The following is a 1,808-nucleotide window of genomic DNA, read 5'->3' on the forward strand; positions in this document are numbered from 1 at the left end:
GCTGCGCCAGGTGCGCGCGGTGCCGGTGCCGCTGGCGGAGCTGGCCACGGCGCCGCCGGCTCCGAACTGACCGGCGGCGGCGCGGCACCCTCCGGGTAGCCGACCGGCGACGCCACGGTCCCGCCCGGGTGGTCGAGCGGCGGCCGTGCGGTGCCGTCCGGGTAGCCGGTCGGCGGGACGAACCAGGCCGGGTCGGGCTCCGGCTCGGGGCGCAGCGACGGCCACCGGGACCAGCCGGCCAGCAGGGTGTACGCCACCGCGGCCCCGAACGCCGGCAGCAGCAGATTGCCGTGCGGCACCGGCAGCACCCCGAGCACCATCTCGATGCCGCCGGCCCGCAGGTCGGCGGGTTTGGCCAGCCGGGTGCCGTCCGGCGCGCTGTCCAGCAGTCGCTCGTAGCCGCTCAGCCCGATGCGCCGCCCCACCTGCCAGGCGACCAGGGCGGCGGCGAGGCCACCGGCCACCACGACGACCAGGCCGACGGGTCCCCGGTAGCGCCGCAGCACCAGCCAGACGACGAGCGCGGCGAGCACCCCGAAACCGAGACCGAGCAGGCTGAACCAGCCGTCGGCGGCGATCGGCTGCTCCGGCTGCGCCTGGCCGTAGACGGCCTGGGTGGGACCGCTCTTGATCACCGGGGTGGCCGGGGCGAGCACCGCCCAGAGCAGCCCCAGCGGGATACCCAGCAGGCCCATGACGAGCACCGTCAGGGCGCCGACCCGCAGCGTACGGGCAGGATGGCGCGGCGGTCCGGTCGGCGGCTGCGGGACGACCGGCGGTGCCGGTGCGGGCGGTTCGGCGGCGGGGGTCTCCGGGCTCACCCGATGATCCTCGCAGTTGCCGCCGGACGCCGTGCACAGTGTCGCCACTCCGCCACGACCGTCGGTGGTGAGCTGCCCGGACGCGTCAACGGCCGAAGGGCTCCAGCATCGCCGCCGCCGCCCGCAGCCACGCCTGCCGGGTCTCGCCCTGGAGTTGGTGGTACTCGATCGAGGAGCCGGTCTCCAGCGCCGGGTCGTACGGCACCACGGTCACCGCCCGGGTCCGGGTCGCGAAGTGCCGCTCCAGGTCGCCCTGCAACGGCAGCCGGCCCGGCGTCGGGCAGGAGATCAGCGTGACCGCGTTGTCGGCCAGCTCCCCCATCCCCTCCTCGTGCAGCAGGTCGAGCATCCAGTCGGCGCTGAACGCGGCGTCCTCGCGCGGCACGGTGGTGACCACGAGCTGGTCGGCGGCCTGCATGACGGTGCGCCAGTTCGGACTCTCCACGTTGTTGCCGGTGTCCACGCAGATCACGTCATGGGTGCGACGCAGCAGTTCGAGCACCCGCTTGACGGTGAACTGGTCCAGTCGTTGGGCGAACCGGGGGCTCTCCTCGCCGGCCAGGACGTCGTACGAGCCGTCGGAGGCGTGCCGCAGGTAGTCGTCGAGGATCTCCAGCAGCTCCGGGCCCTCGCGGATCTCGATCTGCACCAGGTCGGAGACCAGATGCCGGATCGTCCGGGCGTGCCGGGCGCTGCCGGCGCGCAGCCCGAGGGTGCCCCGCAACTCGTTGTCGTCCCAGGCCAGCACACCCCGCCCGCGTACGCTGCCGACGGTGGCCGCGGCCAGTACTGTCGCGGTGGTCTTGTGCACGCCGCCCTTGGGGTTGGCGAAGGCGACCACCCGGGGGGTGCCCAGGTCCCGCCGGAGCACGGCGGCGGCCCGTTCCAGGTCACCGCCGGAGTTCTGCGCCCGCCACTCGAAACGTCCCGGACGACCGCCGACCGCCTGCGGGGGCGGGCCGGGCGGTGCCGTCGGCCTGTCGCTTA

2 protein-coding genes are annotated in these 1,808 nt (G+C 74.9%); both read right to left on the reverse strand.

What is annotated here, in order from left to right; translation table 11 throughout:
- A partial coding sequence (locus EYA84_RS31445; RefSeq protein ID WP_343232802.1) for a DUF2567 domain-containing protein occupies positions 1 to 821 on the reverse strand: 821 nt, incomplete at its 3' end.
- An 85-nt stretch (positions 822 to 906) separates the two neighbouring features.
- On the reverse strand, positions 907 to 1,808 hold a 902-nt coding region (locus tag EYA84_RS31450; RefSeq protein ID WP_236146076.1), incomplete at its 5' end, for an AAA family ATPase.

Origin of the sequence: Verrucosispora sp. SN26_14.1 (assembly GCF_004307965.1) — a bacterium.
Taxonomy (GTDB): Bacteria; Actinomycetota; Actinomycetes; order Mycobacteriales; family Micromonosporaceae; genus Micromonospora.